Genomic DNA, 25,989 nt, shown 5'->3' with positions numbered 1-25,989 from the left:
GGCCCTGCCTGCCCAGCGGGGAGACCGAGCCCGCAGAGCGCGTGGCCGACCCGCAGCGGGCAGCGGCCAGCGGGCAGCAGGCAGCCTGACGCGGCGACGCCCCCGACCCGAGAGGGCCGAGGGCGTCGTGCGTCTCGGTGCTGCCGAGCCGAGGAGGCGCGGGTCAGCCCCGTGAGGAGCGCGCCTCCGCCGCCGTGGCCAGCGCCGCGCGACGACGCCGCAGCGCGGCCCCGCCGGCCACGAGGCCGAGCCCCGCCGCCAGCAGCCCGCCCGCGAGCAGGAGCGGCTGGTCGACGTCGCTGCCGGTGAAGGCGAGCGGCCCGCGACCGCCGGCTGCGCCGGTGCTCGTGCCGGAGCCGGTCCCGGTTCCGCCGGTGCCTGCTCCGCCTCCGGGAGGCGTGCTCGGGGTGCCCGCTCCGGGGTCGGTGACCGGCGGCTCGACCGGGGGCACCTCGGCGGCGAGCAGGGCGAAGGTGCCCAGGGTGCGGTCGACGTACGCGACGAACTCGGTCGGGTCTCCGGCGCCCGTCACCGCGAGGCGGTACGTGGTCCCGGGCCTCAGGTCGGCGAACACGAAGCGGCCGGCCGCGTCGGTGGTGGCGGTCGCGACGGGCACGTCGCTGCCGACCGGGAGGACGCTCACCACGACGCCGGGGGCGGGCGCACCGGCCGAGTCGACGACCGTGCCGTCCACGGCGACGGCCGCGGCCGTGGGCACGACGAGCGCGAAGGGCGCGGGCGTCTCGCCCAGCTCGGGTGCCGCGAACGGGATCGGGTGCTCGGCGTCGTCCCCGACGACGACGACGTAGTCGGCGCCGGGCGTGAGCCCGTCGGCCTCGAAGCTACCGTCGGGGCCGGTCACGACAGACACGTCGGGGCCCGTCGGCTGGGCACTCGCGTCGTCCGGCACCGGGACGAAGTCGAGCGTCTCGTTCGCGGCCGGCGAGCCGTCGGCGTTCGAGACCGTGCCGGTGACGTCGACCGTCGCGGCGGCGTCGGGAACAACGATCTCCGTCAGCCCAGCCAGGGGTCGGAACTCCGTCACCCCGCCTCCCGTCACGTCGACGATCGCGTAGCGCTTCTCGGGATCGAGGCCGTCGAAGACGAAGCCACCGTCAGCGTCTGCCGTGACCGTGGCGGACGGGGTGTCCGTCCCCTCGGCCAGGATCTGCAGCTCTCGACCCGGGGCCGTGGGCCCTGACTCGAAGAAGACCGTTCCCGTCAGCGTGGTCGTCGCGGGGACCGCAGCGTCCTCGGGGAACACGAAGTCCAGACCCGCGGCACCAGCTGAGCTGAGCGCGAACGGGACAGGTGAAGCGGTTTCGTCTCCCCGTGGTGTGATCGTCGCCGAGTACCCGGCGGTCGCGACGAGAGACGGGACGTTCCAGCGCCCCTCGGCGTCCGTCTCGGCGACTGCTACCACCCGTCCGGCTTCGTTCGTGACCGTCACGACGGCGCCCGCGTACGGCGTCGCCGCGTCGCCCGTGCCCACGGTCGCCGTCCCCGAGGCGCTGAACGTCTTGGTGGCGAACCAGGTCTGGTACACCGGGAACCCGCTGCGCTGCTGGTACGTGATGGTCAGCGTCCTGAGCGGCACGCTCGGGCTGAACCAGCCGGCCGCGCCCTCGGTGTCGGCGGCGGCGGAGTTGCCGACCAGCGTCGCCGTGGCGGCGTCCCAGCGCGGCTGGTCGCCGGTGCCGGCGCTGTCGCACGACGGGGTGCCCGTGCCGGCGCAGTAGTTGTAAGTGCCCTGGAAGCCGAGCTGCGCTGCCGTCACGGGCGCGCCTCCGACACCGGTGGCGGTGATCGTCGCCTGGTCGGCGTCGATGTCGCCGAGCACGAACGACCAGCCCGACGACGGCGTGGCCGAGGCGAACGTGTAGGTGGTGACGGCGGCGCCCGCCGTGGTCGGCGAGTCCTGCGAGGGCCGCTGGTTCAGGTACGGCAGCCCCCGGCTCGTGCCGTACTGGGCGCCGGGCGGCGTCGAGGCCGCCTGCCACGTGCTCGAGCCGCTCGGGACCGTCGCCTGTCGTGAGGTCGAGGTGAAGGTCGTGACGGGGAACCCGCCCGCGAGCGTCATCGTCCCGGTGTAGGCGCGTGCCGAGCCGGAGACCTGGAACTGGCCCCAGGACGAGCCCTGGGCGGCGGAGGCGCCGGTCGCGCCCCCGAGGGCGAGGGCCAGGGCGACGACGCCGGTGGTGGTCGCGGCGGCGAGGCCGCGGAGCGAGGCTCGACGCGGCAGCCGCGAGGGCCGGGCGGAACGGGCGGTGGAACGGGCGAGCATGCGGGCCTCCCAGACGGGGGCCGTGGTGCCCCCCGGCTGAGGTTATTTCACGAAGGGCCCGCTTGTCACCCGCTGGCCGGATCGCGAGCACGAGAAGCCCCTGCGGTCAGGGGGATCACGTCGCCGTGACGTCCCCCGACCGGCGGTCTAGCGCTTCTTGACGTTCGAGACCGCGTCCTCGGAGTGCGACGCGGTGCCGCTCTTGGCCTTCTTGTCCGCGCGCTTCTCCTTGAGGCTGCGGACTGCGACCTTCGCGGTGGTCTTCTTCGCTGATTTCTCTGCCATGGTGGTGCCTCCGTCTCGGACCGAGCTGGTCCGGTGCGCGGAGCCTACGGGCACATCGTCCCCGCCCCGTCCTCGCCGGGCACTCTCACGGCTCGTACACTGCGGGCATGGTCCGCGCCTCCTCGACCGGCCGTCAGACCGGACCGGTCTCCACAGCGCACCTGCGCGAGGTCGCCGTCGCCCGGACCGCAGCCCAGCGCATCTCCGTCGCCGGCGAGCCGACGGTCGCGGCGACGACGCGGGCGATGCTCGGCACGCAGGCGCAGGACCTCGCCGCGGCGACCTGGGCACTCGCGCTGCGCACCCCCGGCGCCGACGCCGCCGCCGTGCAGGCCGCCCTCGCCGACCGCAGCGTCGTCCGCGGCTGGCCGGCCCGCGGCACGCTGTTCCTCGTCGCGGCCGACGACCTGCGCTGGCTCACCCAGCTGCTCGCGCCGCGCTCGCTCGCCGCGAGCACGGGCCTCTGGCGACGTGCCGGCCTCGAGCCGGAGCACTTCTCCCGGGCCGAGGAGGCGGTGGTCGCGGCCCTCGCCGAGCACGGCGAGCTCTCGAGGCCCGACCTCCTCGGGGCCGTCGCCCGTCACGGCGTCGACACCGCCGGCGAGCGCGGCTCGCACCTGCTGCGCTGGCTGAGCGCCCGGTGCGTGATCGTGTTCGCGGCGCCCCGGGGCACGCAGCAGCGCTTCGCCCTGTTCGAGGAGTGGATCCCCGTCTCCCGCCGCATCGACGACCGGGAGGAGGCGCTCGCCGAGTACGTCCGCCGGTGGCTGGCCCGGCGCGGCCCCGCGACCGTGCGCGACCTGGCGTGGTGGGGCGGGCTGACGCTCACCGAGGCGCGGCACGCGGTCTCCCTCGTCCACGACGTCGAGACCACCGTCGTCGACGGCGAGACCTGGATCGAGCGCACGGAGGGGGAGGCGGAGCCGGGGCGTCCCGCCCGAGGCGACCTGCGCCTCCTGCCGTCGTTCGACGAGCTGCTGCTCGGCTACGGAGGCCGGGAGGCGTCGCTCGACCCGGCCGACGCCTCCCGCCTCGTGCCGTCCTCGAACGGGCTGTTCCTGCCGGCCGTCACGGTCGACGGGCGGGTGGTCGGCACCTGGCGACGCACGGTCGCGCGCGGCACGGTCGCGATCGAGGTCGATCCCTGGGTAGCGTGGACCGAACGTCGACGCGCCCAGGTGCGACGCCGGGCCGAGCAGTACGCGCAGCACCTCGGCCTCGCGCTCGCCGAGGGCCCCGCGTCGGCGCCCACGCCGCCCTGACCCTGCGTCGTGCCGTCCTCAGCACAGGAACCTCGATGACCGACGACGTCGCGACCCCCACGCCCGGCACGCCCGGGCCTCCCACCCGCACCGAGCGGCTCGACGAGCTGCCGTTCACGCGCAAGCACGGGCGCCTGCTCGTCGGGTCGGGCCTCGGCTGGGCCCTCGACGCGCTGGACGTCGGGCTGCTGTCGTTCGTCATCGCCCAGCTCGCGGTCGTGTGGAGCAGCGACAAGGGGGCCCTCGCCTTCGTCGCCTCGGCCGGCTTCGCGGGCATGGCGATCGGCGCCGCCGTCGGCGGGTCGCTCTCCGACCGGCTCGGCCGCAAGACGGTGTTCGCCCTGACCCTGCTCGTCTACGGCCTCGCGACGGGCCTCAGCGCCCTCAGCTGGTCGGTGGGGGCGCTGCTGGTGCTCCGCTTCGTGGTCGGGCTCGGCCTCGGCGCCGAGCTGCCGGTGGCCTCGACCCTCGTGTCCGAGTTCTCGCCCCGCCGCATTCGCGGCCGTGTCGTCGTGCTGCTCGAGGCGTTCTGGGCCCTCGGCTCGATCGCCGCCGCACTGGTCGGCTGGCTCGTGATCCCCCTGAGCGACGACGGCTGGCGCTGGGCGCTCCTGATCGGTGCGCTGCCGGCCCTCTACGCCGTGTTCGTGCGGCTGCGGATGCCCGAGTCGGTGCGGTTCCTCGAGGCGAGGGGTCGGCACGACGAGGCCGAGCGGACGGTGCGCGCGTTCGAGGAGGCAGCGGGCATCGCCCGGCCCGCGGCGGCACCGCGAGCGGCGGCCGACACGCGCCCGGCCGACACGCGCCCGGCCGACCCGAGCCGGGCCGACGCACGCCCTGCCGACGCGCCCCGCGCCTCCTCGGCGGCTGCGCTGCTCCGTGACGGCCTCCGGCGTCGCACCGTCGCGATCTGGGTCGTCTGGTTCATGACCAACTTCTCGTACTACGGGGCCTTCGTCTGGCTGCCGACCCTGCTGGTCGAGGCGGGCTTCCCGCTCGTGAAGTCGTTCGAGTACACGCTGCTGATCACGCTCGCGCAGCTGCCCGGCTACGCCGCGTCGGCCTGGCTGATCGAGCGGTGGGGGCGTCGCGGCACGCTCGCCGTGTTCCTGCTCGGGTCGGCCGTCGCCGCGACCGCGTTCGGCTTCGGCGCGGTCAGCGGCAGCGCGACGCAGATCGTCGTGTCGGGCATGTTCCTGTCGTTCTTCAACCTCGGGGCATGGGGCGCGCTGTACGCCGTCACCCCCGAGCTCTACCCGACGCGGCTGCGCGGCACAGGGGCGGGCTGGGCCGCGGGAGTGGGGCGCATCGCGTCGATCGCGGCCCCGCTGACGGTGCCGCCCCTCCTCGTCCTCGGCGGGACGCCGGTGCTCTTCGCGGTGTTCGGCGGCGTGTTCGTCGTCGCGGCCGTGGCGGCGCTGGCCCTGCCCGAGCTCCGCGGCACGAGGCTCGCCGAGTGAGCCGCTCGACCGCGGCGTCGCGTCGCCGCAGCCGCTCTCGTGCCCGGACCCGGGGCGCCGGTCGCCGTGCCCTCCTCGGGCTCGCCGTGGTGGTGGTCGGGGCCGTCGTCGTCATCGCGTTCCCCCAGCTGCTCGACGGCGGGGCGACCGGCGGCTCGTCCGGCGGCTCGTCCGACGGGACCGTCCGGCCTCCCTCGGCCGACGCCTCCGTCCCGTCGAGCGTCCCCGCCGCGGCCGTCCCGGCGACCGTCGAGCGCGTCGTCGACGGCGACACGGTCGTGGTGGTCGCCGCCGACGGCGCTCGCGAGCGCCTCCGCCTGATCGGCGTCGACACCCCCGAGACCGTCAAGCCCGACGCCCCCGTCGACTGCTTCGGCCCCGAGGCGAGCGCGTTCACGACCGACGCCCTGCCCGTCGGGTCGACCGTCTGGCTCGAGGACGACGCCTCGCAGGGCGACGCCGACCGCTACGACCGGCTGCTCCGCTACGTCTGGACCGAGGGAGGCGGCCTGCTGAACCAGCAGCTGGTCGCCTCCGGCCTCGGCGAGGAGGACACCTACGACCAGCCGTACCGCTACCGTGACGCGTTCGTCGCGGCCGAGGCCGCCGCCCGCGACTCCGGCGCCGGCCTCTGGGGCGCCTGCCGCTGACCTGCCCTGCCCGGCCGGACTCCGCCCCGACGGCCCGGAGCCGCGGCGTCCCGGCGGCCCGACGGCCCGGCGCCCTGGTGGCTGAGCCGTCACGACGTGCTCTCGCCGGCCGCCGGGGGAGCACTTCCTGCCGGTTCGTCCCTGCCGCGAGGGACGAGAGGCCTCAGCTCGACGTCGGGAGGGGCTCGGAGGTCGATCCGGGGACTCTCGCCGGGCCTCGCCGGCTCGGCCACCAGAACGCGTCGCCCGTGAGGAACACCAGCGCCGGCACGAGCACGGTCCGGACGACGAGCGTGTCGAGCAGCACGCCGATGCAGACGATGACGCCGACCTGCGTCAGCGCGACGACGGGCAGCACGCCGAGCACCGCGAACACGGCGGCGAGCAGCACGCCGGCGCTCGTGATGACCCCTCCCGTCGACGACAGGGCGCGCACCATGCCCTCGCGCGTGCCGTGCCGCAGCCGCTCCTCCTTAGCCCGCGTCGTGAGGAAGATGTTGTAGTCGACCCCGAGCGCCACCAGGAAGAGGAACGCGTAGAGCGTGACGCTCGTGTCGAGGGCCGGGAACCCGAGGAGGTGCGTGAACAGCCACGTCGCCGCCCCGAGGCTCGCCGCGAAGGTGGCGAGCACCGACGCGATGAGCAGCACCGGCGCGACGAGCGAGCGCAGCAGCACGGCGAGGATCGCGACGACGATCGCGAGGATGACCGGGGCGATCAGCCCGAGGTCGTGGGAGGCGGCGGTGCGCTCGTCGTACGCGGTCGCGTCGGTGCCGCCGACGAGGGCGTCGGCCACCGCGCCTCCGTCGTCGTGCAGGGCGTCGCGCAGGTCCTGCACGGTCGCGGACGCCTCGTCGCTCTCGGGCTCGGCGTCGAGCCGGACGTCGACGCGGGTCAGCCCGTCGGCCTGCTCGCCGGCCGTGGCGCTGGCGACGCCGTCGACGCCCTCGACGACCCGCAGGACGTCGTCGGTCGCCGCGGTCGGGGCGAGCACGATGGTCTGGCTCGTGAGCCCCGCCGAGAACGAGTCGTCGACGATCCGCTGAGCCGTGACGGAGTCGGGGTCGCCGAGCAGCTGGTCGGTCTGCGAGAGGCCGACGGCGTAGCCGCCGAGGCCGAGGCAGAGCACGCCGAGGCCGGCGACCGCGGCGACGGCGACGCGGCCGGGCCGGCGCTGGACGCCGCGGCCGAGACGCTCCCAGAAGCCCTGGCGGGGACGGGCGTGGCCGGCGTGGCCGACGTGCTCGGCGCCCGGCCCGTCCGTCGAGGCAGAGGAGGCGCGGGGCACGAACGGCCAGAACAGCCCGCGTCCGCAGACCACGAGCGCCGCCGGCAGCACCACGAGGGCGAACGCGATCGCGACGACGACGCCGATCGCGCAGGCGGCCCCGAGTGCGCGGTTGCCCGAGAGCTCGGCGAGCAGCAGCGTCGCGAGGCTGAGCGCGACGGTCCCGCCGCTCGCGGCGATCGCCGGGCCGGCGCTCCGCACGGCCGTCCGCATCGCCTCGTGCCGGTCGGGCCGGACGAGCAGCTCCTCCCGGTAGCGGGCCACCAGCAGCAGGGCGTAGTTCGTGCCCGCGCCGAAGACGAGCACCGAGAGGATGCCCGAGATCGACGCGTCGACGGTGACGCCGAGGGGCTCGGCGAGGGCGGCGACCACCCGGCCGGCGAGGAAGTCGGCGACGCCGACGACGACCAGGGGCACGATCCAGAGGACGGGACTGCGGTAGGTCACGATCAGCAGCACGGCCACCACGAGCACGGTGACGAGCAGGAGGCGGAAGTCGGCCCCCGCGAACGCGTTCGAGACGTCGTCCTGGAACCCCACAGGCCCGGTCAGGTACGCACGGAGCCCGTCGGGCAGCCCGGCGGAGGCGGCGTCGCGGAGGCTCGTCGCCGTGCCGCTGACGTCGGCCTCGACGTCGGCGGCCGAGAGCGGCACGGCCACGAGGGCGGCGGAGCCGTCGTCGCTCACCTGCGGGCGGACGGCCTGCGGCGTGGTCGACTGCTCCGCGAGGGCGGACGCGGCCGTGTCGACGGCCGCGAGGTCGGCGCTCGACAGCTGCGCGCCTCCTCTGCTCCAGACCAGGATCCCCACGGTGGCGTCGGCCGACGGGAACTCCTCGAGCAGCGCGGTCACCTGTGCGGCCTCGCTCGAGTCGGGCAGGCCCGACGGCGGGAACGCCTCGTCGTCGCCCGAGGGCAGCAGGGCGAGCAGCAGGGCGACGACGACGAGCGTGCCGCCGAGCACCGCCCAGGCGGTGCGGTGTCCGCTGACGAGTCGGGCGAGTGCGCGCACGGGGTCCTCCGAGGATGGTCGAGCAGGATGAAGTGGTTCGCTGACAAAGAGTCTTAGCAAGTAAGACTATGGCACACGGGACGCCGTGCGTCCGCGAGAATCAGACGAGGAGGCGCGATGACCGACACCACGACGACGCCCGCCCCGCAGGGCGACGGCACCGCAGGCGGCGGCGCGCATGCGGGCGGGCACGCGGGCGCGCACGACGACCCCGTCCGCCGCGACGTGGTCGCCTCGATGCAGCGCCTGACGACCGAGTCGCAGCGCGTCGCCCAGGCGTTCGCCGGGCAGCAGGGCCTCGGCCACATCGACCTCGAGGCGCTGCTGCACGTGATGCAGGCCGAGCAGCGCGGCGACCCCGTCACGTCGGGCCGGCTCGGCGACCTGCTCGGGGTCACCTCCGGCGCCGCGACCGGGGTCATCGACCGGCTCGAGCGCGCCGGCCACGTGCACCGCAGCCGCGACGACGCCGACCGGCGTCGCGTGCTCGTGCACTACTCGGAGGCCGCCCGGGCGGTCGCCGGCCAGTTCTTCGGCCCCCTCGGCCGGCTCAGCGCGACCGTGATGGACCAGTTCGACGCCGCCGAGCTGCGCACCGTCCAGCGGTTCCTCGCCGACATGTCCGTCGCCATGGCCGAGCACGCCCGCGGCACCGGCGACCGCTCAGCCTCGGCCGCGGCGGGCGCCTCCGCCGCGGGCCCCTCCGCGCCGACGCCCGACTCCCCGACAGCACCAGGAGCAGCACGATGACCGACTACGTCTCCGGCCTCGACCTCTTCTCGATCGGCATCGGCCCGTCGAGCTCGCACACCGTGGGCCCCATGCGCGCCGCCCGCCTCTTCCTCGAGACGGTGCGCGACGCCGGCCGCCTGGGCGACGTCGCCCGGGTCGAGGTCGTGCTCTACGGCTCGCTCGCCGCCACCGGGCTCGGGCACGGCACCCCGTCGGCCGTGCTCGCCGGCCTCGCGGGCCTCGCGCCCGAGACGGGCGACCCGGCCACGATCTCGCGCATGCAGGAGGCGGTGGAGGCGGGCGGCGGCATCCGCCTGCTCGGCACGCACCAGATCGCCTTCGCCCGGGGCGACCTGCGGATGGCCCCGCTCACCCGGATCCCGCGGCACCCCAACGCGATGGGCCTCGAGGCGCTCGACGCCGCCGGGCAGAGCATCGCGCGCGACACGTTCTTCTCGATCGGCGGCGGCTTCGTCGTGCGCGACGGCGACGACGAGCACGCGGTGCCCGCCCGCGAGGCGCCGCTCGCCTTCCGCGACGCCGACGACCTGCTCCGGCTCTGCGACGCCGAGGGCATCGGCATCGCCGAGCTGGCCTGGCGCAACGAGGTCGCCCTGCACGGCGAAGAGACCGCGCAGGCGGGCCTCGACGCCCGCTGGGCCGCGATGGAGGCGTGCATCGACACCGGCCTCGCCGCCTCCGGCGTCCTGCCCGGCTGGATGAAGGTGCCCCGCCGCGCCCGCCAGGTCGCCGAGCGGCTGCGCCTGCAGGAGGAGCGGGCCGAGCGGTACGCCCTCTCCGGCACCGCGATCGAGCAGGGCCAGGCCTCGTCGCTGCTCACCTCCGACCTGCCCGCCCAGTGGCTGCAGGCCTACGCGATGGCCGTCAACGAGGAGAACGCGGGCGGCGGACGCGTCGTCACCGCGCCGACGAACGGCGCCGCGGGCATCGTGCCGGCCGTGGGCTACTACGCGATGCGGTTCCACGGGGCGACCCGCGCCTCCCTGGCTCGCGACTACCTGCTGACCGCCGCCGCGATCGGTTCCCTCTACAAGCGCAACGCCTCGATCTCGGGCGCCGAGGCCGGCTGCCAGGGCGAGGTCGGCTCGGCCTCGTCGATGGCCGCCGGGGCGCTCACCGGCCTGCTGGGCGGCACGCCGCGCCAGGTCGAGAACGCCGCCGAGATCGCGATGGAGCACCACCTCGGCCTCACCTGCGACCCGGTCGGCGGCTTCGTCCAGGTGCCCTGCATCGAGCGGAACGCGATCGCCGCCGGCACCGCTGTGGCCGCCGCGCGCATGGCCCTGCTGGGCGACGGCAGCCACGTCGTCAGCCTCGACACCGTGATCGAGACGATGCGCCAGACCGGGCGCGACATGGCCGACAGCTACAAGGAGACGAGCCGGGCGGGCCTCGCGGTCAACGTCGTCGAGTGCTGACGGAGGCGCGGGGCCGGCTCGGGACCGGGGCCGCCGAGGAGGCGCGGGCGCTGTCGGACCCCGCCGCTACCGTGGTCGCATGACCCCGCCGCGCCGCCCCTCGTCCCGCACCGTCGCCAGCCCGGGCGGCGGCACCGACGCCCCGCGGCTCGACCCGCTCGACCCGCAGGGCCTCGTCGACATGGGCGCCGACCTGCTGGGGCCGCGCGACCACCGCGAGCTCGAGCGCTTCGTCGACGCCGACCTGGCCGGCCGCGACCTCGAGGGCTCCTCCTTCTCCGAGTGCGTGTTCGCGGTGCCTCGGCTCGACGGAGCCCGGCTGCGCGGCACCCGCATCGTCGAGTCGGTCGTCTCCGACTCGTTCGCCCCCGAGCTCTCGTCGGCCAGGGCGACGTGGCGCGACGTCCGCGTCGAGCGGCCGCGCTGGGGCTCGGCCGAGCTCTTCGACGCCTCGTGGCAGTCGGTGCGGATCGTCGGCGGCAAGATCGACTACCTGAACCTCCGCGGCGCGCGGCTGACCGACGTCGTGCTCGAGGGCTGCGTGGTCGGCGAGCTCGACCTGCAGGGGGCCGAGGCGCTGCGCGTCGCGTTCGTCGACTGCCGTGTCGGCACGCTCGACCTGACCGGCGCCTCCCTCGCCCACACCGACCTGCGCACCACCGACCTCGACCGGGTCGACGGGCTCGACGGCCTCCGCGGCGCGACGATCGACCACCTCCAGCTCGCGTCGATGGCGGGCGTGTTCGCCGCGCACCTCGGCGTCGTCGTCGACTGAGCGGATGCCCGGTGGCCTCCGCGGCGGCGGTGCTAGGGTCGCCGTGAGCAACGCGCTCCGGGGTCAGTGCAAATCTGAACCGGCGGTCACAGCCCGCGACCCGGCACGACGCCCTTCGGGGGGTCGTCCGGTTGAACCGGTGGAACTCCGGTGCCGACGGTCACAGTCCGGATGAGAGGAAGCGCGGGCCGGGCGTCGTCTCGTGAGAGCGCGCCCAGCTGAGCGACCCTGCGTCGTCCCCCGGAGCCGCCCCTTCCGGACGGAGACCGACATGACCTCGCTGCACCGCACCTCCTCGTGCGCCCCTGACACCACGCCACCGTCCGACGCCTCCGTGGCCGCTGCCCCGACCGCGACGGCGGGCCGCTGATGTTCACCGGGCTCGTGGAGGAGGTCGGCCAGGTCGTCCGGATCGACGACGTCGGCGACAGCGTCCGGCTCACCGTCCGTGGACCGCTCGTGGTCGACGACGCCGGGCACGGCGACTCGATCTCGGTCAGCGGCGTGTGCCTCACGGTCGTCGACCGCAGCGAGGGCGCCTTCACCGCCGACGTCATGAGGCAGACGCTCGCCGTCAGCACCCTCGCCGGGCTCGGCGCCGGCTCGCCGGTCAACCTCGAGCGCGCCGCGCGGGTGGGCGACCGCCTCGGCGGGCACATCGTCCAGGGCCACGTCGACGGGACGGCGTCCGTCGTCGAGGTCGAGCCGGGCGAGGCCTGGCGCCGTGTCCGGCTGACGCTCGACGACGAGCTGTCGCCGCTGCTGGTCGACAAGGGCTCGGTCACCCTCGACGGGGTCAGCCTCACGGTGAGCGCGATCAGCGAGCCGCACGAGCAGCCCGGCTGGTTCGAGGTCAGCCTCATCCCCGAGACGCTCGCCGCGACGACCCTCGGCGGCGCGGTCGCCGGCAGCCGGGTCAACGTCGAGACCGACGTGGTCGCGCGGCACGTGCGCCGCATGCTCGCCCTCGGGGCGGGGGCGACGTCGTGACCGGCACGGCAGGCGTGACCGGCGCGGCAGGCGCGGCAGGCGCGGGCGACGCAGCGGGAGCCGGCGACGCGGTCGGCGTGCCTCCCGTCACCGACCCGGGTGCCGCGGCCGACACGGCCGAGTCGACGGGCGCCTCCTCGATCGAGGCCGCGCTCGACCACCTGCGTCAGGGGCGTCCCGTCATCGTGGCCGACGACGCGTCGCGCGAGGACGAGGGCGACGTCGTGCTCTCAGCCGAGCTCGCGACGCCCGAGTGGCTGGCCTGGACGGTCCGGGTGTCCTCGGGCTTCGTCTGCGCGCCGATGGCGGCGGAGATCGCGGACGCCCTCGACCTGCCGCCGATGGTGGCCCACAACGAGGACGCGCGCGGCACCGCCTACACGGTCAGCGTGGACGCGTCGGCGGGCGTGACGACCGGCATCAGCGCCTCCGACCGGGCGACGACGCTGCGGGTCCTCGCCGATCCTGCGTCCGTGCGCGACGACCTGCGTCGCCCGGGGCACGTGCTGCCCCTGCGCGCCCGCCCGGGCGGCGTGCGCGAGCGCAACGGGCACACGGAGGCGGCGGTCGACCTGATGCGTGCGGCCGGGCTCCGTCCCGTCGCCGCCATCAGCGAGATCGTCGCCGACGACGGCGAGATGATGCGCTGGCCCGGGCTCGTCGCCCTCGGCGCCCGCGACGGCGTGCCCGTCGTGTCGATCGCCCAGCTCGTGGTCTGGCTCGACGAGCGCGACCGCCGGGGCTGAGCCCGACGGCCGGCGGCCGACGGCCCGACGGCCCGAAGGCCCGACCACCCGACGGCCCGACCACCCGACGGCCCGACGGCCCGACCGGCCGGCGACGGTGGCGAGCGGTCACCGGTCACGGCCGATCCGTCGACCGCCTGCCCCACCTACCCCACCCGCACCACCACCCCACCCGAGGAGACACACATGAGCGTCGAGGGCGCCCCCACCGAGATCGACGTCGACGGGACCGGCGTGCGCGTCGCGATCGTCGCCGGGACCTGGCACGAGACCATCACCGACGGCCTGCTCGCCGGGGCGCTGGCCACCGTCGAGCGCCTCGGCGCCACGGCCGAGGTGCTGCGCGTGCCCGGCAGCTTCGAGCTGCCCGTGGTCGCGAAGGCCGCGCTCGAGGCCGGCGCCGATGCGGTCGTGGCGCTCGGCGTGATCATCCGGGGCGGCACGCCGCACTTCGAGTACGTCTCGGACGCGGCCACGTCGGGCCTGCTGCGCGTCTCGCTCGACACGGGCAAGCCCGTCGGGTTCGGCGTGCTCACCCTCGACGACGAACAGCAGGGCCTCGACCGCGCCGGCCTGCCCGGCTCGAAGGAGGACAAGGGCGCCGAGGCCGCCCACGCCGCCGTCGCGACGGCCGCCCAGCTCCGCGCGATCGCCGCGGCCGGCTCCGGCCACGTGGCTTAGGGGGCCTGCCTGGCACCACGGTCGGCGAGTGCCGCGAGGGGGGCGTCGAGGGACAGGGGCGGCGTGGGCCCACGCCGTCGCTGTCCCTTCTCCCCTCCGGGGAGCACGTGGACGGGCTCGCCTGGACCGAGGCGGCGCCCGGCACGGCAGGCCCGGCACGGCAGGCCCGGCCGGGCAAGCCCGGCCGGGCCTGCCCCGCCGGTCGCGCCTAGAGCACCTCGTCGAGGAAGGCGCGCATCTGTGCCCACGAGCGGCGGTCGGCGACGGCCTGGTACTGGGCGCCGTGCTCGGGGGAGTCCGTGCCGGGCACCGCGAAGGCGTGCATCGCGTCGCTGTAGCTGACGACCTGCCAGTCCGTGGCGCCGGCGGCGCGGAGCTCGTCCTCGAAGGCGACGACGGCGTCGTCGGGGACGACCGGGTCGGCCGTGCCCGTCATCACGAGCAGCGGCGCCGTCACGGCCCCCTCCTCGGCGGGCAGCTGCGTGCCGAGGCCGCCGTGGAACGAGGCGACCGCCGCGACGTCGGCACCCGAGCGGGCGAGCTCGAGGGCGCCCGAGCCACCGAAGCAGTACCCCATCACGGCGATGCGCGCGGGGTCGACGCCGGGCTCGGCCCGCAGCCGCTCGAGGTTGGCCGCGAGGCGTGCGCGGAACGCGGGGACGTCGCCGTACCAGGCGCCCGCCTGGGCGCCCGCCTCCTCCGGCCCGGGGCGGACGCCCTGGCCGTAGACGTCCCCGGCCAGGGCGACGTAGCCGAGACGGGCGAGCATCACGGCCCGCACCTTGACGTGGTCGACGACGCCGAACCAGTCGTGCAGCACGAGCACCGCGGGGCGCAGCTCGTCGGGGTCGGCCGAGGCGGCGGTGTCCGGGGTCGCGAGCCAGCCCTCGAGGGGCGTCCCGTCGTCGTCCCAGACGACGTCGCCGCCCTGGACGGTGCCGGTGTCGGGCACCGTGTCGAGCACGGTGCGGAGTTCGGGGGAGAGGTCGGGCAGCAGCTCTGTCGTGGTCACGAGCGCGACGCTACTCCCGGCCCGTGAGGCGAGGACGTGAGGAGGCGACGACCCGAGGAGGCGCGGACCCGAGGAGGCGCGGCTCAGCCGACCAGGCGCCTCACGGCCTCCTCCACGACGTCGCAGCGCCGCTCGTGCGGGCCGCCGTGCAGGTTCGTCGCGGACGGTGTGACGAACCAGCCGAGGACGACCCCGAACACCATGGTCAGCAGCTCGTCGGCGTTCCAGCCGGGCGCGATGTGGCCGGTCTCCTGCGCCTCCTGTACGGCGGCGCGACGCGCCTCGAGCTGGGCGTGGTCGACCACGCCCGGGCTCGGCAACGAGGCGCCCTCGATCTGGCCCCAGAGCAGCATGCGGGCGTCGTCGGGGTGCAGGGCCAGGTGGTCGTAGAGGCGCCGGGCCCAGCCGGGCAGGTCGTGGGCGTCGAACGGGATGGCCTGCACCCAGCGGTCGATGCTCTCGCCGAGGACCGCGTCGAAGAGGTCGCGCTTCGTCGAGAAGTGCGCGTAGAGGCGCTCCTTGCTCGCCTCGGCCTCGCGCGCGATCGCGTCGATGCGGGCACCGGCCAGGCCGGTGGCGGCGAACTCGCCCCTCGCCGCGGCGAGGATGCGCTCACGGGGCGGGGTCGCACGGCGTTCCATGGCCCGAGTGTAGGGCCGGGGACGTCCTCAGTGCGCGGTGGCGGCCCGCGACATCGGCACGTGCGGGATGCCGTCCTCGAGGAACCCGGGGCCGTCGACGACGAAACCGAAGCGCGCGTACCAGCCCTCGAGGTGCGCCTGTGCGTCGAGCCGCACGAGACGCCCCTCGGCGCGGTCGAGCGCGAGTCTCATCAGGTCGGCGGCGAGGCCGCGTCCGCGTGCGGCGGTCGCGGTGGCGACCCGCCCGATCCGCAGGGCGTCGGCGGCACTGGCGGCATCGGCCTCGGCGTCGGCGTGGTCCACGAGCAGCCGCACGGTGGCGAGCACCTGCTCGTCCTCCTCGGCCCAGAGCATCACCGCGTCGGGCTCGACGTCGCGGCCGTCGAGCTCGGGGTAGGCGCACTCCTGCTCGACGACGAAGACGTCGACGCGCAGCCGCAGCAGGTCGTAGAGGCGCAGGGGGTCGATCAGGGCGACGGAGGAGATGCGGAACTGGACGGTCACCTCACCAGGCTAGGGCCCCGGGGCCCGCAGCCAGGTCCGCGACAGACGGCCGCCGTCAGCGCGCCGGGACCGCCCGCACGCCGATCGTCTGCACGCGGGGCCGGCCCTCCGGCGTCAGCCGGATCTCGAGGCGCAGCGAGCCTCGTCGGGCGGGGAGGTGCCAGACCCGGTGCGAGGGCACGGACGAGGAGGCGACGGGCGCGTCGGGCTCGTCGCGCACCATCGAGGAGGCGCCGGTCGAGGCCTCCTGCGCGTCCACGAGACCGCCGAGCGAGCCCACCGCCTCGGCCCACAGCCGTCGTCGCCGCTCGAGCGGCACGTCGAGCTCGACGTTCTCGCTCAGCAGGCCGGCCGGCACTTCGCCGCCGCGCACGACGGCCTCGACGGCTGCTGCCGCCGCGAGCGTCTCGGGCCAGGGCGCCACGACGACCCGCGCCTCCTCGGTGTCGGCCATCATGCCGTCGAGTGCGAGGCCCACGGGCACGGACACCTGGGCGTACGTCGCGTTCTCGAACCCGACGACGCCGAGCCCGGTGGCGGTCTGCCAGCGCATGTGGGCCGAGAACCCGGGGTAGCCGCCGCTGTGCGAGACGACCGTGCCGAGGTCGGGGTAGTGCTCGACGACGAGGCCGAAGCCGTAGCCGGCGGGATGCGCCCCGAGGCCGGGCACGAAGCGCTGCAGCTGCTGCATCTCGCGCCGGGAGGCACGGCTCAGGACGCCGTCGACGTCGCCGCGGCCCTCGTCGTCGAACGCCGACGCGAGCCAGCGGGCCCAGCGGGCGAGGTCGGTGGTGGTGCTGAACAGGCCGCCGATCGGCGAGAAGGCGCCGGGGCCGGAGAAGGGGAGGGGCTCCCAGCCGTCGTCGCCGCGGCGGTGCCCCACGGCGAGGCCGCCCGAGGCGTCGACGTCGCTCGTGAAGCCCGTCGACCTGAGGCCGAGCGGCTCGAGGACCGTCTGCTCGACGACCTCGCGGTACGGGCGACCCGTGACCGAGGACACGACGCGGCCGAGCAGGGCCCAGCCGAGGTTGGAGTAGGCGAAGGCCGTGCCCGGCACGCTGTCGAAGCGGAGGCCGCCGCGCAGCAGGCCGTCGAGTTCGTCGTCGGTGATCGACTCCTGCCGGTCGCCCCATGGGTCGTCGGTGGGCAGGCCGCCCGACATGGTCATCAGCATGCGCACCGTCGGCACGGGGGAGTCGGCGGTCGGCAGCACGACGTCCGCGAAGGCGGGCACGAAGTCCGTGACGGGCGCGTCGAGCACGAGCCGCCCCTCGTCGCGCAGCGCCAGCAGCGCCACGGCGGTGAAGCTCTTCGTGCACGAGGCGACGCGGTAGGCCGTGTGGGGCCCGGGCACGGCACCGGCCGGTGAGCCGTCGAGCGTGCCGCGGCTGCCGTGGTGCGTGACGCCGTCGTGGTCGAAGGTCGCGAAGACCGAGCTCGGCGCCTTCTCGTCGGACTGGCGGGCGTCGAACACGGCGTCCACGCCGGAGGTGCGGGGCGAGCTGGTCATCGTGTCTCTCGTCGGGAGGCGGGGCGCGTCAGGAGGAGGCGCGTCACGAGCGGGAACTCGTCACGAGCCGTGGCTCGTCACGAGTCGGCAGGCGGGCTGCGCCGCATCTTCTCGTAGGCGTCGAGCGCCTCGCGTCGGGACTGCTTCAGGTCGACCATCGGCTCGGGGTAGGCGTCGTCGTCGATCTCGGGCACCCACTCGCGCACGTAGCCGCGGTGCCCGTCGAACTTGCTGGCCTGCAGCTCGGGGTTGAACACCCGGAAGTACGGTGCCGCGTCGGCGCCCGAGCCGGCCGTCCACTGCCAGTTGGCGGGGTTGTTCGCCTCGTCGGCGTCGACGAGGGTGTCCCAGAACCAGTCTTCGCCCACGCGCCAGTCGACGAGCAGGTTCTTGACGAGGAAGCTCGCGGTCACCATGCGCACGCGGTTGTGCATCCAGCCCGTCGTCCAGAGCTGGCGCATGCCGGCGTCGACGAGCGGGACGCCGGTCGTGCCCTGCCGCCACCGGTCGAGGTCGGCCTCGGGGAGGTCCTCCCACGGGAAGGCGTCGAACTCGGGCCGGTAGTTCTTCGTCGCGAGGTGCGGGTTCGCGAACAGCACGGTGTGGTTGAACTCGCGCCAGACCAGCTCGCGGAGGAACCCCTGCGCCTGCTCGCGGGAGGCGGCGGGCAGGTCGGCCTGCATGCGGTGCCAGACCTGGAACGGGCTGACCTCGCCCCAGCGGAGGCGGGGCGACAGCCGGCTCGTCGCCTCCTGCGAGGGGAAGTCCCGCTGGTCGTAGTCGGCGAGGTGCCCGGTCGCGAACTCCTCGAGGACGTCGAGGGCGGCGGACTCGCCCGGCGTCCACGTCTCGCGGAGGCCGGCGGCCCAGTCGGGCTGCGTGGGCAGCAGCTGCCAGGAGTCGAGGTCGTCGCTGGCGGGGAGCGCGTCGGGCGCCGTGAGCCGCTCGGGCGCGGCGAGCGGCTCACGCGGCTCGGGCCGGCTGAGGCACGCGCGCCAGAACGGGGTGAAGACCTTGAACGGCTCGCCCGAGCCGGTCTGCACCGTCCACGGCTCGAACATCAGCGAGCCCTGGAAGCTGTGGGCGTCGACGCCGTCGTCGTGCAGCGCCGACTTGAGGGCCGCGTCGACCTCGCGGGCGGCGAGGCCGTAGCGGCGGTTCCAGGACACGGCACCGGCGCCGGTCTCGGCGACGAGCGCGGGCACCTCCGTGGCCGCCGCGCCCCGGCGCAGCGTCAGCGAGGCGCCGAGCTCGCGGAGGTCGTGGTCGAGCGACGCGAGGCTGTGGTGCAGCCACCAGCGAGCGGCGCCGCCGAGCGCCCTGATGCCCGGCGACTGCTCGTCGAGCAGGTAGAGCACGACCACGGGGCCGCCGCGCGTGACCGCCGCGTCGAGCGCGGGGTTGTCCGCGATCCGGAGGTCGTCGCGCAGCCAGACGATCGTCGGGCTGGTGGTCGAGGAGGCGGTGCTCACGCGGTGCCGTCCGTCCCGGGCGCCGGCACGGCGCCCTCGTCGTCGGGTGCCGGCTCGTCGTCGGACGACCCGGCACGCAGCCGGGTGCAGAGGTCGGTGAGGGCCACGAGCTCGTCGTGGTCGAGGCTGCCGCCGACCCGCTCGGCGATCGCGGCGGCGTGGCTGACCGCGGTGCGGCGGTAGAGCGCCGACCCCTCGTCGGTCATCGACACGATGATGCCGCGGCCGTCGCCCGGATCGCTGTGCTTCGCGACGATCCCGCGCGAGGCGAGACGGTCGACGAGCCGGCTGATGCTCGGCTGCGTGAGGAGGAGGTGACGCGTGAGGTCACGGATGCGTGCGCTGCGGCCGGGCTGGTTCGACAGGTTGAAGAGCACGTCGTACTCGTTGAACGAGATCTCGTCGGTGGGGAAGCGCGCGTTCAGCTCGCGCATCACCGTGACCTGTGCCCGGAAGAGCGACTCCCAGGCCCCGACGGCCACCGCTGTGTCGCTCATGCTGCTCCTCGTGCTCTCGGTCCTCTCGAGAGTCTAGGGAAGACGGCCGACACGGGGCCGACGGAGGGCAGGGAGCCCGTCGCGCGTCCGGGAACGACAGAAGGCCGGTCGCTGAGCGACCGGCCTTCATTCCCTTGCACCAGAGTTGTCCTGCAATCACATCCTGCCTCGGCCGCCACAGCAAACGACCTCGACCCGCTCACGATATAACGGCCAGGTAACGGTCGTCTAGTTATCGAAACGTTATTTTCCTGGGAACTCTCCGCGAGCGCCCGCGACACGATCGTCCCCCGGCCGCGTACCCCGAACGGGCGACCGGTCGGAGCCGCCTAGAAGAGGTCGGGCGAGGGGGTCGACGCGTGGCGGATCGACACGTCGGCGTGCCGGTCGAACCGGTAGCCGGCGCCGCGCACGGTGCGGACGACGTCCTCGAACGCGCCGAGCTTCGCGCGGAGGCGACGCACGTGGACGTCGATGGTGCGCTCGTTCGGCACCTCGTCGTCGCCGTCGGCCCAGAGCCCCCCGATCAGCTCGGAGCGCTCGATCGTGCGGCCCTCGCGGAGCACGAGGTACTGCAGCAGCTCGAACTCCTTGTACGTGAGGTTGGCGGCCTCGCCGTCGAGCAGCACGCGCTTGCGCGAGATGTCGACGACCACGCCGCCGCGGGCCCCGGGCTCCTCGGCCACCTCGGCGGCCTGGCGACGGGCGGCGACGGCCGACGGGTCCTGCAGGGCGAGACGGACGACGTCGACGTCGCGACCGCCGGCGCCGGTGGGCGCGATGGCGACCGCGGCGTGCGTCTCGGCGGCCGGGGCGATCTGGGCGACGAGCGCCTTGATCTGCGCCACGATGTCGCCGAGCTCGGTGCCGGTCTGGGCGGCGGTGACCTCGTCGATGCCGACGTAGAGGGCGAAGCCGCGGGCCTCGGTGCCCTCGGGCAGCGAGCGGGTCCGGGGCGCAGCCGGCTCAGCGGGTGCGGGTGCGGTCGCAGCGGCGGCGGCAGCAGCTGCGGTCCGGCTCAGCGGAGCAGCGGTCGAGGAGGTGCGGGCCGGCGAGACGGTGCGGGCTGCGGTGACGGGGCGGTCGAGGATGAGGGACATGACAGGCGGGGTCCTTGCGGGAGGGCGGCAGGACGACTCCGTGCCCGGCGGCAGCCAGGGGCAGGAGCGTCGTGCTCGATGTGTGTCGGTGCTCGATCCCGCCGGCGATGGTGCCGTGCGTCACGAGCAGTCGGTGCGGTGCACCGTCCGGACGCGCGTCGGGTGACGACGCGGATCGTCCGGGAGTCGATGACTCGACGTCCGGGTGGGGACGTGAGCTCAGCTGGCGGTGTCAGCAGCTGCGACTCGGCGAGGTGTGTGGCCGGGTCAGGCACACATTCGACACATGACCGCGTGCATCGGCATCATGATGCCGGCGCTCCCGAAGGCCTCGAGGGAGGTCGGAGCGTACACGGGGGAAGTCATGGAGCGATTCTCGGCCAGGGGCAGGACGCGTGTCAAGGCGACACGACGGAGCGCCCGATCCGTGCGCACGCCGCGAGGGCGTGGCCGGATCGGGCGCTCGGGTCGAGCAGGGCCGAGCAGGGTCGCTCAGGCGAGGCCGTAGAGGCGGTCGCCCGCGTCGCCCAGCCCGGGCACGATGTACCCGTTCTCGTCGAGCTTCTCGTCGACGGCGCCGAGGACGACGTGCACGTCGCGTCCCTCCATCGCGGCCTCGACGGCGGCGAGGCCCTCGGGGGCGGCGAGGATGCAGACGGCCGTGACGTCGACGGCCCCCCGGTCGAGCAGGTAGTCGATCGCGGCGATCAGCGAGCCGCCCGTCGCGAGCATCGGGTCGAGCACGAAGCACTGTCGGTTCGAGAGGTCGTCGGGCAGGCGCTCGGCGTAGGTCGTCGGCTGCAGCGTCTCCTCGTCGCGGACCATGCCGAGGAACCCGACCTCGGCGGTCGGGACGAGCTTCGTCATGCCCTCGAGCATCCCGAGGCCGGCGCGCAGGATCGGGACGACCAGCGGGCGCGGCTGGCTGATCTCGAGGCCGGTGGCCGGGCCGACCGGCGTCTCGATGTCGACGGGGGTCGTCCGCACGTCACGGGTCGCCTCGTAGGCGAGCAGCGTGACGAGCTCCTCGGTCAGGGCCCGGAAGGTCGGCGACGGCGTGTTCTTGTCGCGGAGCACGGTCAGCTTGTGGGTGATGAGGGGGTGGTCCGCTACGTGCACTCGCATAGGCTCCACGGTAGCGGAGTCGACCGGCCCGCGAGTCCCGTCCCTGGAGCGTCGCCGTGCCCCTCGTCCCGTCGCAGCTCGAGGCGTGGATGGGCGACGCGCTCGCCCAGGCCGAGGGCTGCCGCGTCTCCGGGGACGTCCCCGTCGGCGCCGTCGTGCTGGACGCCTCCGGCGAGGTGATCGGCACCGGCCGCAACGAGCGGGAGCTGCTGCAGGACCCGACGGCGCACGCCGAGGTCCTCGCCCTCCGGGCCGCGGCCCGGCACACGGGCGACTGGCACCTCACCGGCACGACGCTCGTCGTCACGCTCGAGCCGTGCCCGATGTGCGCCGGCGCGATCCTCGCGGCGCGTGTGCCGCGGGTCGTCTACGGCGCGTGGGACGAGAAGGCAGGAGGCGCGGGCAGCGTCTACGACATCCTCCGCGACCGCAGGCTGCCGCACCGCGCCGAGGTGTTCGCCGGCGTCCGCGAGGCCGAGTGCCGGGCCCAGCTCGACGCCTTCTTCGCCGAGCGGCGCTAGTCGGCGGCCTTGATCACGATCGCGTCGGTGGGCGGGTCGACCCGGTCCGGCTCGTGCCAGACGTCGGGCTCGACGTAGATCACCCGCGCGATCGGCACGGCCTCGCGGACGCGTGCCTCGATCGCGTCGATGGTCGACGACACGTCGCGCAGCGCGGTGCGACCGTCCATGGCGACCTTGACGGCGACGAGCAGCTCGTCGGGGCCGAGGTAGAGGGTCTTCATGTGCACGATCTGCTCGACCTCGGGGCCGGCGGTGATCGCCGTGCGGATGGCCTCGACGTCGCCGGCGGAGGCGCCCTCGCCGACGAGCAGGCTCTTCGTCTCGATGCCCAGCACGACCGCGACGGCCACGAGCAGCAGGCCGATCGCGAGCGTCCCGATCGCGTCGAAGACGCCGTTCCCGGTGATCCAGGTCAGGACGACGCCGATCATGGCGAAGCTGAGGCCGAGCAGCGCCGCGGCGTCCTCGAGCAGCACCACCGGCAGCTCGGGCGCCTTGGCCCGGCGGATGAAGGCAGGCCAGCTCTGTGCGCCCTTCGCAGGGCGCGCCTCCTTGATCGCGGTGCGCAGCGAGAAGCTCTCCAGGCCGAGCGAGATCGCGAGCACGAGGACGGGCAGCCAGGGCACGTCGAGGGGGTGCGGCTCGCGGAGCTTCTCGACGCCCTCGTACAGCGAGAAGACGCCGCCGACGCTGAACAGGATGATCGAGACGACGAAGGCGTAGACGTAGCGCTCGCGGCCGTAGCCGAAGGGATGCTCGGCGTCGGCGGCCTTGCGCGCCTGCTTGCCGCCGAGCAGCAGCAGCAGCTGGTTGCCCGAGTCGGCCAGGGAGTGCACGCCCTCGGCGAGCATCGACGACGACCCCGAGAAGAACCAGGCGACGAACTTCGTCACCGCGATCCCGAGGTTGGCGCCGAGCGCCGCGAAGATCGCCTTGTTGCCGCCGGACGTGCTCATGTGGAGGTCCCCTCGTGTCTGGGTCGATCTTAGGATGGCCCGATGGTCACGACTCTCCCCGCCACCGCAGTTCTCGGAGCCGGCTCGATGGGCGGCGCCGTCCTCGCGGGCCTGCTCGGCCCCGACGTCGTCGTCGAGGGAGGCATACGCGTCACGAACCGCACCGAGGCCAAGGCGGGCCCGCTCCGGCAGCAGGGCGTCACCTCCCTGGCCACCGAGACCGATCCCGGCGCCAACACGGCCGCGGTCGAGGGCGCCCGCCTGGTGCTGATCGGCGTGAAGCCGCACATGGTGGTCGACCTGCTGACCGAGATCGCCCCGGCCCTCGAGCCCGACGCCGTCGTCGTGAGCCTCGCCGCGGGCGTCACGACCGCCACGATGGAGGCGGCGCTGCCCGCGTCCGTCGCCGTCGTCCGCTCGATGCCCAACACCCCGTCGCACGTCGGCCTCGGCGTCACGGGCCTGAGCGCCGGCTCGCGCTCGTCCGACGACGACCTCGCGCTCGCCAGGCGGCTCTTCGAGGTGGTCGGCGACGTCGTCGTCGTGCCCGAGTCGCAGATCGACGCCCTGAGCACGATCTCGGGCTCCGGTCCCGCCTACGTCTACCTGCTGGTCGAGGCCCTGCAGGAGGCGGCGGTCGGCCTGGGCTTCACGCCCGCCCAGGCCGCCACGATGGTCCAGGGCACCTTCCGGGGAGCGAGCGAGCTGCTCGCCGCGAGCGACCTGACGCCCGCCGAGGAGGCGCCCGCCGAGCTCCGCAGGCGCGTCACCAGCCCCGGCGGCACGACCGAGCGGGCCGTCGCCGTGCTCGAGCAGGGCGGCCTCGCCGACCTCTTCGGCCGGGCTGCCCAGGCCGCCCTCGCCCGCAACCGCGAGATCGCCGAGGGCCGCTGAGGCTGCCCCGCCGCCCTGGCGTCAGCCCTCGAGCGCCGCGAACTTCTCGATGGTGCGGCTGTCGCCCGACACGATGATGAGGTCGTGGTTGCTGATGACCGTCTCGGGCGTCGCCTCCTTGAAGGCGCCTCCCGGGCTCTTCACGCCGACGACCGTGACGCCGTACTTCGTGCGGATGTTGGAGGCGGCCAAGGAGGCGCCGCGCACCGGCTTCGGCGGGTACATCTTCACGATCGCGAAGGCGTCGTCGAACTCGATGTAGTCGAGCATGCGTCCCGAGACGAGGTGCGCGACGCGCTCGCCGGCCTCGCGCTCCGGGTAGATGACGTGGTTCGCGCCGATGCGGGCGAGGATCTTGCCGTGCGACTGGCTGATCGCCTTCGCCCAGATCTGAGGCACCTTGAGGTCGACGAGGTTGGCCGTGATGAGCACGCTGGCCTCGATGGACGAGCCCACCGCGACGACAGCGATGGAGAAGTCCTGGGCGCCGATCTGCTTGAGCGCGTCGATGCTGCGGGCGTCGGCCTGGACGGCGTGCGTGACCCGGTCGGCCCACTTCTGCACGAGCCCGGCGTCGGTGTCGACGGCGAGCACGTCGCGGTCCTGCCGCTCGAGCTGGCCTGCGGTCGCGGCGCCGAAGCGGCCGAGGCCGATGACGAGCACCGGCGCGTCGTGCTTGATCCTGTCAACCAACGATCGGTCGCTCCTCGGCTCTCGTGAACAGCTGGCGTCGCTGGCTGGCGGCCAGGGCGACGGAGAGCGTCACTGTACCAACGCGGCCCATCCACATGGTGACCGCGAGGATGTACTTCGCCGAGTCCGGCAGCCGGTCGGTGAGCCCCGTGCTGAGGCCGGACGTCGCGAAGGCCGAGATGCACTCGAAGAGCACGTGGTCGAGCGGCTCCTTCGTGATGTGCATGATGAGGATGCTCGAGACGGCCACGATCGTCGCGCCCCAGAGCACGACGCTGACCGCGAGGCGCAGCACGTCGCTGGGGATGCGGCGGCCGAAGGCCTCCATCGAGCGCTGGCCGCGGGCCTCGGCGAAGGCAGCGAGGAACAGCACCGCCAGGGTCGTGACCTTGATGCCGCCGGCCGTCGAGGCCGAGCCGCCGCCGATGAACATGAGCATGTCGGTGACGAGCAGCGACGAGCCGTTGAGGTCCGAGATCTGGATCGTCGAGAAGCCGCCCGACCTCGTCATCATGCTGAGGAACAGCGACTGGAACACGGTCGGCCCGGCCTCGATCGCGCCGAACGTCTTCGGGTTGTCGAACTCGAGCACGATGTAGAGCACCATGCCGAAGACGATCAGGATCGCCGTCGTCAGCAGGGTCAGCTTGACGTGCACCGACCAGCGGCGGGGGTTCCGCGGGTTGCGGGCCAGGGCGTAGATCACGGGGAACCCGATGCTGCCGAGGAACACCCCGACCATGATCAGGCTGAGGAACCAGTAGTCGTTCTCGAAGGCGGCCAGGCCGTCGGCGTTGGGCGTGAACCCGGTGTTGGTGAAGGCCATCGCCGAGTAGTAGAAGCTGTCGAGCACGGCGTCGCCGAGGGCGATCCCGTCGATGACCATCCGGGGGATCATCAGCAGCGCGATCACGAGCTGGATCACGAACGAGCTGAGGGCGACGGTCGTCAGCAGGCCGCCGATCTCGCCGAGGCGAACCGCCTGGCCCTCCGGCACCGGGCCCGCGTGGGCCCGCAGCGGGTTGCTGTCCCCGGCGGCCATCAGCCGCGCCCGGAGGCCGAGCTTCCGCGACACGACGAGGCCCATGATCGAGGCGAGGGTCAGCACCCCGATGGCGCCGATCTGCACGCCGACGAAGATCACGACGTGGCCGAAGAGCGACCAGTGCGTCGCCATGTCGACGGTCGCCAGGCCCGTCACGCAGATCACGGACACCGCGGTGAAGAGCGAGTCGGCGAGCGGGGTCACCGTCCGGTCCGCGGACGAGACGGGCAGCGAGAAGACGACCGTGAAGACGAGGATCAGCCCGGTGAAGATGAGGATCGCGAACCGTGCGGGCGACTTGCGGCCGATGTCGTCGACCCAGTCGGACAGGCGGTGGAACACGCTGCGGGGGCCGGGGGAGGGTCCGCGCCGCGGCGCGACGGAGGCGCGCGTCACAGCCGACATGGTACATC

The 25,989-nt window shown here is 74.3% G+C and carries 24 protein-coding genes, 1 pseudogene and 1 riboswitch; of the genes and pseudogenes, 11 read left to right on the top strand and 14 right to left on the bottom strand.

The window, feature by feature from the left end; all coding sequences use genetic code 11:
* Window positions 1-163: 163 nt before the first annotated feature.
* Together ITJ48_RS06090 and ITJ48_RS06085 are read right to left on the bottom strand one after the other, a co-directional pair.
* Entirely contained in the window at window positions 164-2,284 is a 2,121-nt protein-coding gene (locus ITJ48_RS06090; protein ID WP_194612791.1) for a carboxypeptidase-like regulatory domain-containing protein, read from the bottom strand.
* 147 nt (window positions 2,285-2,431) lie between these two features.
* On the bottom strand, window positions 2,432-2,569 hold the full coding sequence (locus ITJ48_RS06085) for a hypothetical protein (protein WP_166644753.1): 138 nt from the start codon (window positions 2,567-2,569) through the stop codon (window positions 2,432-2,434).
* A gap of 107 nt (window positions 2,570-2,676) precedes the next feature.
* On the opposite strand from ITJ48_RS06085, the gene ITJ48_RS06080 reads away from it, so the two are divergent.
* The 3 genes from ITJ48_RS06080 to ITJ48_RS06070 are packed head-to-tail and all read left to right on the top strand — an operon-like array spanning window position 2,677 to window position 5,941.
* Window positions 2,677-3,831 carry a winged helix DNA-binding domain-containing protein gene (locus ITJ48_RS06080; protein WP_194612790.1) on the top strand — a complete coding sequence of 385 codons (1,155 nt, stop codon included), beginning with the start codon at window positions 2,677-2,679 and terminating at the stop codon, window positions 3,829-3,831.
* 35 nt (window positions 3,832-3,866) lie between these two features.
* Window positions 3,867-5,291 carry an MFS transporter gene (locus ITJ48_RS06075; protein WP_194612789.1) on the top strand — a complete coding sequence of 475 codons (1,425 nt, stop codon included), beginning with the start codon at window positions 3,867-3,869 and terminating at the stop codon, window positions 5,289-5,291.
* Entirely contained in the window at window positions 5,288-5,941 is a 654-nt protein-coding gene (locus tag ITJ48_RS06070) for a thermonuclease family protein (RefSeq protein WP_194612788.1), read from the top strand. The genes ITJ48_RS06075 and ITJ48_RS06070 overlap by 4 nt, the downstream gene beginning before the upstream one ends.
* Before the next feature lie 163 nt (window positions 5,942-6,104).
* On the opposite strand, the gene ITJ48_RS06065 is transcribed toward ITJ48_RS06070, so the two are convergent.
* Window positions 6,105-8,240: an MMPL family transporter gene (locus tag ITJ48_RS06065; RefSeq protein WP_194612787.1), complete on the bottom strand. Its 2,136-nt coding sequence runs from the start codon at window positions 8,238-8,240 to the stop codon at window positions 6,105-6,107.
* A gap of 117 nt (window positions 8,241-8,357) precedes the next feature.
* On the opposite strand from ITJ48_RS06065, the gene ITJ48_RS06060 reads away from it, so the two are divergent.
* The 6 genes and pseudogenes from ITJ48_RS06060 (at window position 8,358) to ribH (ending at window position 13,603) form a co-directional block, all read left to right on the top strand.
* Window positions 8,358-8,990 (top strand): MarR family winged helix-turn-helix transcriptional regulator, encoded by a 633-nt coding sequence (locus ITJ48_RS06060; RefSeq protein WP_228506210.1) that lies wholly within the window; start codon window positions 8,358-8,360, stop codon window positions 8,988-8,990.
* Window positions 8,987-10,411 carry an L-serine ammonia-lyase gene (locus ITJ48_RS06055; RefSeq protein ID WP_194612786.1) on the top strand — a complete coding sequence of 475 codons (1,425 nt, stop codon included), beginning with the start codon at window positions 8,987-8,989 and terminating at the stop codon, window positions 10,409-10,411. The genes ITJ48_RS06060 and ITJ48_RS06055 overlap by 4 nt, the downstream gene beginning before the upstream one ends.
* Window positions 10,412-10,490: 79 nt before the next feature.
* The gene (locus ITJ48_RS06050) at window positions 10,491-11,186 is read left to right on the top strand and encodes a pentapeptide repeat-containing protein (protein WP_194612785.1); all 696 of its coding nucleotides are present in this window, start codon (window positions 10,491-10,493) and stop codon (window positions 11,184-11,186) included.
* Between the two features lie 50 nt (window positions 11,187-11,236).
* Window positions 11,237-11,373: riboswitch (FMN riboswitch) on the top strand.
* A gap of 182 nt (window positions 11,374-11,555) precedes the next feature.
* Complete coding sequence (locus tag ITJ48_RS06045) at window positions 11,556-12,176, top strand: riboflavin synthase (protein ID WP_194612784.1); 621 nt, start codon at window positions 11,556-11,558, stop codon at window positions 12,174-12,176.
* A gap of 77 nt (window positions 12,177-12,253) precedes the next feature.
* Window positions 12,254-12,910 (top strand): annotated as a pseudogene (gene ribB / locus ITJ48_RS06040) (3,4-dihydroxy-2-butanone-4-phosphate synthase); the annotation flags it as partial.
* Window positions 12,911-13,108: 198 nt separating this feature from the next.
* Window positions 13,109-13,603 (top strand): 6,7-dimethyl-8-ribityllumazine synthase, encoded by a 495-nt coding sequence (ribH, locus tag ITJ48_RS06035; RefSeq protein WP_194612783.1) that lies wholly within the window; start codon window positions 13,109-13,111, stop codon window positions 13,601-13,603.
* A 208-nt stretch (window positions 13,604-13,811) separates the two neighbouring features.
* Here the strand turns inward: ribH and ITJ48_RS06030 are convergent, their stop codons facing one another.
* The 8 genes from ITJ48_RS06030 to upp all read right to left on the bottom strand — a co-directional run bounded on the left by ITJ48_RS06030 (window position 13,812) and on the right by upp (window position 21,464).
* Window positions 13,812-14,615 carry a dienelactone hydrolase family protein gene (locus tag ITJ48_RS06030; RefSeq protein WP_194612782.1) on the bottom strand — a complete coding sequence of 268 codons (804 nt, stop codon included), beginning with the start codon at window positions 14,613-14,615 and terminating at the stop codon, window positions 13,812-13,814.
* An 83-nt stretch (window positions 14,616-14,698) separates the two neighbouring features.
* Window positions 14,699-15,256, bottom strand: coding sequence for a TetR family transcriptional regulator (locus ITJ48_RS06025; protein WP_123546741.1), 558 nt, complete (start codon window positions 15,254-15,256; stop codon window positions 14,699-14,701).
* A 27-nt stretch (window positions 15,257-15,283) separates the two neighbouring features.
* The gene (locus tag ITJ48_RS06020; RefSeq protein ID WP_194612781.1) at window positions 15,284-15,760 is read right to left on the bottom strand and encodes a GNAT family N-acetyltransferase; all 477 of its coding nucleotides are present in this window, start codon (window positions 15,758-15,760) and stop codon (window positions 15,284-15,286) included.
* Window positions 15,761-15,815: 55 nt separating this feature from the next.
* On the bottom strand, window positions 15,816-17,270 hold the full coding sequence (locus ITJ48_RS06015; protein ID WP_194612780.1) for a serine hydrolase: 1,455 nt from the start codon (window positions 17,268-17,270) through the stop codon (window positions 15,816-15,818).
* A 77-nt stretch (window positions 17,271-17,347) separates the two neighbouring features.
* A complete protein-coding gene (locus tag ITJ48_RS06010; protein ID WP_194612779.1) occupies window positions 17,348-18,742 on the bottom strand; it encodes a deoxyribodipyrimidine photo-lyase in 1,395 nt (464 codons plus the stop codon).
* Entirely contained in the window at window positions 18,739-19,239 is a 501-nt protein-coding gene (locus ITJ48_RS06005; RefSeq protein ID WP_192169368.1) for a MarR family winged helix-turn-helix transcriptional regulator, read from the bottom strand. The genes ITJ48_RS06010 and ITJ48_RS06005 overlap by 4 nt, the downstream gene beginning before the upstream one ends.
* Before the next feature lie 329 nt (window positions 19,240-19,568).
* Window positions 19,569-20,339 (bottom strand): winged helix-turn-helix domain-containing protein, encoded by a 771-nt coding sequence (locus tag ITJ48_RS06000; RefSeq protein ID WP_192042200.1) that lies wholly within the window; start codon window positions 20,337-20,339, stop codon window positions 19,569-19,571.
* 492 nt (window positions 20,340-20,831) lie between these two features.
* Window positions 20,832-21,464 (bottom strand): uracil phosphoribosyltransferase, encoded by a 633-nt coding sequence (gene upp, locus ITJ48_RS05995; RefSeq protein WP_194612778.1) that lies wholly within the window; start codon window positions 21,462-21,464, stop codon window positions 20,832-20,834.
* 56 nt (window positions 21,465-21,520) lie between these two features.
* On the opposite strand from upp, the gene ITJ48_RS05990 reads away from it, so the two are divergent.
* The gene (locus ITJ48_RS05990) at window positions 21,521-21,985 is read left to right on the top strand and encodes a nucleoside deaminase (protein ID WP_307802948.1); all 465 of its coding nucleotides are present in this window, start codon (window positions 21,521-21,523) and stop codon (window positions 21,983-21,985) included.
* Here the strand turns inward: ITJ48_RS05990 and ITJ48_RS05985 are convergent.
* On the bottom strand, window positions 21,982-22,944 hold the full coding sequence (locus ITJ48_RS05985; protein WP_123546734.1) for a cation diffusion facilitator family transporter: 963 nt from the start codon (window positions 22,942-22,944) through the stop codon (window positions 21,982-21,984). The genes ITJ48_RS05990 and ITJ48_RS05985 overlap by 4 nt on opposite strands.
* Window positions 22,945-22,986: 42 nt before the next feature.
* On the opposite strand from ITJ48_RS05985, the gene proC reads away from it, so the two are divergent.
* Window positions 22,987-23,838, top strand: coding sequence for a pyrroline-5-carboxylate reductase (proC, locus tag ITJ48_RS05980; RefSeq protein WP_123546733.1), 852 nt, complete (start codon window positions 22,987-22,989; stop codon window positions 23,836-23,838).
* 21 nt (window positions 23,839-23,859) lie between these two features.
* Here the strand turns inward: proC and ITJ48_RS05975 are convergent, their stop codons facing one another.
* On the bottom strand, window positions 23,860-24,531 hold the full coding sequence (locus ITJ48_RS05975) for a TrkA family potassium uptake protein (protein WP_123546732.1): 672 nt from the start codon (window positions 24,529-24,531) through the stop codon (window positions 23,860-23,862).
* A complete protein-coding gene (locus ITJ48_RS05970) occupies window positions 24,524-25,981 on the bottom strand; it encodes a TrkH family potassium uptake protein (RefSeq protein ID WP_194612777.1) in 1,458 nt (485 codons plus the stop codon). Before ITJ48_RS05970 ends, ITJ48_RS05975 begins: the two co-directional genes overlap by 8 nt.
* Window positions 25,982-25,989 lie beyond the last annotated feature (8 nt).

Origin of the sequence: Frigoribacterium sp. VKM Ac-2530, from assembly GCF_015350835.1 — a bacterium.
Lineage (GTDB): Bacteria > Actinomycetota > Actinomycetes > Actinomycetales > Microbacteriaceae > Frigoribacterium.
Note: the sequence above shows the minus strand (reverse complement) of the source record. Positions and strands in the feature narration are given on the sequence as shown.

Bases quoted from the DNA above. Each gene is read 5' to 3' on its own strand.
- ITJ48_RS06090 (WP_194612791.1), bottom strand. From the start codon at position 2,284: ATGCTCGCCCGTTCCACCGCCCGTTCCGCCCGGCCCTCGCGGCTGCCG.
- ITJ48_RS06085 (WP_166644753.1), bottom strand. From the start codon at position 2,569: ATGGCAGAGAAATCAGCGAAGAAGACCACCGCGAAGGTCGCAGTCCGC.
- ITJ48_RS06080 (WP_194612790.1), top strand. From the start codon at position 2,677: ATGGTCCGCGCCTCCTCGACCGGCCGTCAGACCGGACCGGTCTCCACA.
- ITJ48_RS06075 (WP_194612789.1), top strand. From the start codon at position 3,867: ATGACCGACGACGTCGCGACCCCCACGCCCGGCACGCCCGGGCCTCCC.
- ITJ48_RS06060 (WP_228506210.1), top strand. From the start codon at position 8,358: ATGACCGACACCACGACGACGCCCGCCCCGCAGGGCGACGGCACCGCA.
- ITJ48_RS06055 (WP_194612786.1), top strand. From the start codon at position 8,987: ATGACCGACTACGTCTCCGGCCTCGACCTCTTCTCGATCGGCATCGGC.
- ITJ48_RS06050 (WP_194612785.1), top strand. From the start codon at position 10,491: ATGACCCCGCCGCGCCGCCCCTCGTCCCGCACCGTCGCCAGCCCGGGC.
- ITJ48_RS06045 (WP_194612784.1), top strand. From the start codon at position 11,556: ATGTTCACCGGGCTCGTGGAGGAGGTCGGCCAGGTCGTCCGGATCGAC.
- ribH (WP_194612783.1), top strand. From the start codon at position 13,109: ATGAGCGTCGAGGGCGCCCCCACCGAGATCGACGTCGACGGGACCGGC.
- ITJ48_RS06025 (WP_123546741.1), bottom strand. From the start codon at position 15,256: ATGGAACGCCGTGCGACCCCGCCCCGTGAGCGCATCCTCGCCGCGGCG.
- ITJ48_RS06015 (WP_194612780.1), bottom strand. From the start codon at position 17,270: ATGACCAGCTCGCCCCGCACCTCCGGCGTGGACGCCGTGTTCGACGCC.
- ITJ48_RS06005 (WP_192169368.1), bottom strand. From the start codon at position 19,239: ATGAGCGACACAGCGGTGGCCGTCGGGGCCTGGGAGTCGCTCTTCCGG.
- ITJ48_RS06000 (WP_192042200.1), bottom strand. From the start codon at position 20,339: ATGTCCCTCATCCTCGACCGCCCCGTCACCGCAGCCCGCACCGTCTCG.
- upp (WP_194612778.1), bottom strand. From the start codon at position 21,464: ATGCGAGTGCACGTAGCGGACCACCCCCTCATCACCCACAAGCTGACC.
- ITJ48_RS05985 (WP_123546734.1), bottom strand. From the start codon at position 22,944: ATGAGCACGTCCGGCGGCAACAAGGCGATCTTCGCGGCGCTCGGCGCC.
- proC (WP_123546733.1), top strand. From the start codon at position 22,987: ATGGTCACGACTCTCCCCGCCACCGCAGTTCTCGGAGCCGGCTCGATG.
- ITJ48_RS05970 (WP_194612777.1), bottom strand. From the start codon at position 25,981: ATGTCGGCTGTGACGCGCGCCTCCGTCGCGCCGCGGCGCGGACCCTCC.